Source organism: Acinetobacter sichuanensis, assembly GCF_003024515.2.
Taxonomy (GTDB): Bacteria; Pseudomonadota; Gammaproteobacteria; order Pseudomonadales; family Moraxellaceae; genus Acinetobacter; species Acinetobacter sichuanensis.
Window position 1 is genome coordinate 1 of sequence record NZ_PYIX02000092.1, and the last position, 4,314, is coordinate 4,314.

Genomic DNA, 4,314 nt, shown 5'->3' on the forward strand with positions numbered 1-4,314 from the left:
GCGCAGCTTGCCCTGCTGCGTCAGTTCGTCGAGCGTCGGCGCGAAGCGTTGGCCGATCTGGAAGTGCAGTTGGCCACCCTGCCGACCGAGCCGGCACAACCGCCGGTGCTTTCCTCGGCGAGCATTGGGTCATCGCGGCGCTCGGTTTGACCGGCCTGTTCCTTCTGGGGTCGCCTCAGAATGAGACTCGAAGCCTAAATCAGATAACAGCCGTTTTAGGTTTTCTTTTCTAGCGTAATACTATTCAAAGAGTAGAAATGGAAGATAACAAAGATAAAGATCTTGATGATTTATCTTTAGAAGCCTTAGGTTATTACGCTAGTTTAAGTGTTATCAGTATCTTAAATTTCTATATCCTGAATACTCTAATAAACAATGCAATACTTCCGTGGTATATAAAAATAATAATAGGGATTGTTGCGTTAGCTTTATTTGGATTTTCTGGTGCTGTTGGCGGAGCGTTATTCAATAAAGTATGGCTTCCTATGCAGCTTATATCAAAAACTCAAAATGACTTTTTAGCGCAAGTAAGCGTACAAATAGTCATTATTCTTTATTATGCAATTTTAATTATCCCTCCTTTTTACACCCTCAATAATTTATTCACTTAAGCATGCACTCTTAATCCCATTAGAAGTCACTTACTGGATGCCTTCTAAATAAATGAAGTTGAACTTGAGCTTAATTAATGCTAATTTTCTGATAATAAGCCAGCATACACAAAGGGGACTTTCTTCGCTTCGCTCGAAGATTCCCTTTTGTGAGACTGGATCAGGGGCTTTGCCCCCGATACCCCCAAAAACACCAAAACAGAAAAATTAAAATTTTCCTATTTTGGTGTTACCAAACGAGAGATCCAATGGCAGACAAAGAACTCATAAAAAGGACTAAAGAAATAAAGATCCGTTTAACAGAGGAAGAACATCAAGCCTTACTAAACCGATGTACTAAAGCCAGCTTAGCCACTTGGATGCGTGAAACTTGTTTAGGAGAAAAGCAGACAAAACAAAGCAAGGTTATTGAAGTTGATCCAAAGCTACTTAGACAACTGGCGGGAATTGGAAATAACCTAAATCAGATAGCCAGATTAGTGAATCAGCATAGTAAGCAAGATTCAGTATTAGATCGAATTGCGATAATTACAGCTTTATCGAGTATTGAGCGTGAATTGCAGAGATTGAACGATGATCATAAAAATACATAGTCGTGGTTCAGGTTCAGGTAGTGGTCCCGTGGACTACTTACTTGGAAAATATCGAGATCGTGAAGAAGCTCGTTTAGATCGTGGTGATCCTGAACAAATGGTTCAATTGATTGATAGTACCCACTTTGCTCAGAAATATACTTCGGGTGTTTTGTCTTTTGCTGAACGTGATTTAGAGGAACACCAAAAACAAAAAATAATGGATAGTTTTGAACGAACTTTATTACCAGGACTAGATAAAGATCAATATTCGATTTTGTGGGTACAACACCTGGACAAAGACCGTTTAGAGCTTAATTTCGTTGTAGCCAATGTTGAGCTGCAAAGTGGCAAGCGTTTACAGCCTTATTATGACAAAGCAGATAGACCAAGGCTTAATGCATGGAAAGACCTTGTAAATGATCACTATAAATTACATGACCCAAATGACCCTTTAAATAAGCGCGAGTTATGTACTCCAAATAACCTTCCCAAAGCTAAAGAAGCGGCAGCTCATGCGATTACTGACGGCCTTTTAAACATTGCTGAGAGTGGCAATCTTAAAAATCGTGATGATGTGATTAGTATGCTTGAGAATGCAGGTTTTGAGATTGCTCGTAAAACACCAAAAAGTATCAGTATCAAAGACCCCGAAGGCGGTAGAAATATTCGGTTGAAAGGCAAAATATATGAGCAAGATTTTAGATTTGGCCAAGAACTTCGAGCAGACATCGAAGCAGCAAGCGCAAGATACAGAGCAGATCGTGGCGAACGCATTGAAGCAGCACGAAAAACGCTTAATCGACTTACTGAACGAAAACGAGAAAGCCATGAGTACCGCTATCCGAGAGCAAAACTCACGGATACGCCCGATTATATTAAAAAGCTGGATGATCGTATCAATCGCTATCGTTACAGCGATAGCCCTAGCATGGGGCGTTCTGACGTATCAGAGCTACAGAATAAACAAGAATTTCGAGCTAATTACTCAACAGAATCTAGCTATCCAAGAACTCAAGAACAAAGGGGCGAACGTGCAGTTTCAGGATTGTATCGACCAGAAGAACCGCAAGCGACTATGCGTATTAGTGAACAAGGAAGCAGGAACTTGGAAGAACGGCAGTCTTATGGTTCCGATGGGGTATTAAGCGATGACAGAATTAGAAAAGCAATTGCTCGCAGCACTGGAACAGATGCAGGAACAGCAGCAGGAGAAAGAAGAGGCTTTACGGCAGATGTTCAAGAGTACACAGCAAGAAAATCAGCAGCTTCAGGAGAAATTAAAGTCGTTTTTAGCGAATTTGAGCGATATAGATCAGACTCGAAACGAAAACTTGAACAAATTAGTACAGCAAGTAAACAACTTGACTACTCAATTAAAGGACTTCAAGACGCAAAACGAACTCTTGACCAAGCAATTACAAGCATTAGAGATACAAGTCAGAAGCTTGAAAAAATGAACCAACCAAAGCGCAGTTATGGGATTAGATATTGATGCTTAAACATGGCATAAGTCAATATTATCAATACTTTGCATAATCCCATGAATAGTGCTAGATTTCTTTTAGGCGAAAAAAAAGCAGGTCGGCAAACCTACTTTCTTTTCTTTGTTTAACAAATACTTAAAGCATCAGTAAACGCAAAATCCTTACCTGTATTTTACTGATGTTTTGAGCATTTGCAACACAGGACGTTGCAAAATATGAGTGATGCTCAATTTTCAGCAGATTTTTATAAAAAAATTCCGCATAAGCCGTATTGCACAGACGATTTAGGCTATTGCTTTATTAATCCAAAACAAATTGCGATTAAAAAACGCTATTTGCAGCATAATCCGCCCTGCAAAGTGGTTTATCTTGTCTTCGATTTAGATCGGAATGATGGGGTTATGGCTTGGTTTGATGCAGGCTTGCCAAAACCAACATGGACAAGTCAAAACCCAGAAAATGGACATGCTCATATTGGATATGAGCTAAAAGCACCAGTTTCTACAACGACAGCATCAAAACAGAAAATTATTGATTATTTGGCTGTGATTGAAGCTGCAATGGCTCGAAAAATGGGTGCAGACTCAGGTTACAGCGGTTTATTGACGAAAAATCCCTGTCATACGTACTGGCGTACTACCATTTGGACAAGAGAGGCTTACGAACTTAATTACCTTGCCGATTTTGTCGATTTAAAGCCCCTCACACAGAAAGAAAGGGGAATAGGCCTAGGTAGGAACTGCACTTTATTCGATATTGCTCGTAAATGGGCTTATAAAGCGATTAGAGAGTACCGAGGGAATACTTTCGATAGTTGGCTAGATGCAGTATTAAAAGAGTGTTTAAGCGTAAATAGTGCGTTTTTAGAGCCACTACCTTATTCAGAAATCAAAGCTACAGCGCGGAGCATTGCCAAGTATTGTTGGAAGAAAGACGCATATTGCTATCAAGAGTTTATTGATCGTCAATCAAGGAAAGGGAAATTAGGGGGAATTAATTCAGGTATTGCTAGAAGAAAGAATAGTGAAGCAGAGTTAAAACCTTGGGAAAGTCTTGGAATCAGTCGAGCTACGTATTACAGGAACAAGAAAAAATGAGATTTAAGCTAATAAAAGAAATGAAAGAAGTAGCTCCTTTTCTCCTAAAAGACAGAATAGTTAAGCCTTATTTTTTTAAAGAAGCAGAAGAATCTAGTCTTAGAGATAGCTTATATAAAAGCTATATACTGGTTTTGAAATATAAAGATCATATGTTGTTAGATGAGAGAGATACCCCTCCACCGACTTTTTTACAGCAGTTTTTAGAGCGTTATCTTCCAGAAGCTGTGATTGGCAATATCAAGATTATTCATATTAGTGAGCATCCTCGTAGAGAAGCTCATAGTGAAATATTTAGCTTAGTACTACAACCCTATACCAATTTTACAGACAGTAAATACAGAAATAGAAACCTGTGGAATAGGTTTTCTAAAGCCTTAGAGAGATGGCTACAGATCATTCACGGTAAAAGAGAATCACAATTATATAATGAGAGCCTGTATGTAAAAACAAAAGCGCGTATAGGCAACTGGCAACTTTCATTTAAGACAATAGACTCACTTTCAAAGGAAGACTTAAAATTTCTTCTAAGCGAGATAAATAAATC

Annotated in this window: 5 protein-coding genes and 2 pseudogenes; all 7 read left to right on the top strand. The window is 39.0% G+C overall.

Features of this window, described 5'->3' with window-relative positions:
• Positions 1 to 125 precede the first annotated feature (125 nt).
• Positions 126 to 233, top strand: a pseudogene (locus tag C9E89_RS21585) (hypothetical protein); the annotation flags it as partial.
• Between the two features lie 24 nt (positions 234 to 257).
• Complete coding sequence (locus tag C9E89_RS21590) at positions 258 to 611, top strand: hypothetical protein (RefSeq protein ID WP_107010185.1); 354 nt, start codon at positions 258 to 260, stop codon at positions 609 to 611.
• A gap of 248 nt (positions 612 to 859) precedes the next feature.
• Positions 860 to 1,204: a MobC family plasmid mobilization relaxosome protein gene (locus tag C9E89_RS21595; RefSeq protein WP_004282283.1), complete on the top strand. Its 345-nt coding sequence runs from the start codon at positions 860 to 862 to the stop codon at positions 1,202 to 1,204.
• 97 nt (positions 1,205 to 1,301) lie between these two features.
• A pseudogene (locus tag C9E89_RS24190) lies at positions 1,302 to 1,502 on the top strand (relaxase/mobilization nuclease domain-containing protein); the annotation flags it as partial.
• Between the two features lie 370 nt (positions 1,503 to 1,872).
• Entirely contained in the window at positions 1,873 to 2,331 is a 459-nt protein-coding gene (locus C9E89_RS24195; RefSeq protein WP_378227717.1) for an MbeB family mobilization protein, read from the top strand.
• A gap of 554 nt (positions 2,332 to 2,885) precedes the next feature.
• On the top strand, positions 2,886 to 3,767 hold the full coding sequence (locus C9E89_RS21605; protein ID WP_107010183.1) for a replication initiation protein: 882 nt from the start codon (positions 2,886 to 2,888) through the stop codon (positions 3,765 to 3,767).
• Positions 3,764 to 4,314, top strand: a 551-nt coding sequence (locus tag C9E89_RS21610; protein ID WP_147305741.1) for a hypothetical protein, incomplete at its 3' end; no start/stop codon positions are given. The genes C9E89_RS21605 and C9E89_RS21610, both read left to right, overlap by 4 nt.